Annotated in this window: 1 protein-coding gene; it reads right to left on the bottom strand. The window is 71.3% G+C overall.

Going from position 1 to position 244, the window contains the following annotated elements:
• A partial coding sequence (locus R0J88_RS22675) for an MFS transporter (RefSeq protein WP_410901274.1) occupies window positions 1-244 on the bottom strand: 244 nt, incomplete at both ends.

The following is a 244-nucleotide window of genomic DNA, read 5'->3' as shown; positions in this document are numbered from 1 at the left end:
CCCAGCCGCGCGAGCGCTGCGGCGTGAAACGGCGCGAGGCCGGCAGCAGCCAGATGAACAGCAGCGCCGCGACGATGCCCAGCAGGCCCAGCGTGCCCAGCGCCGCGCGCCAGCCGAAATGGTCGGACACCAGGCCCGTGATCACGCGCCCGGACAGGCCGCCGAAGGCGCTGCCGCTGATGTACAACCCCATGACGAAACCGAGCGTGTCGGGTTCGACCTCTTCGGCCAGGTAGGCCATGGC

The organism is Pseudoalteromonas sp. SIMBA_162 (assembly GCF_046535955.1).
Taxonomy (GTDB): Bacteria; Pseudomonadota; Gammaproteobacteria; order Enterobacterales; family Alteromonadaceae; genus Pseudoalteromonas; species Pseudoalteromonas marina.
The sequence above is the reverse complement of the archived record's forward strand: the minus strand, read 5'-3'. Positions and strand labels throughout refer to the sequence as shown.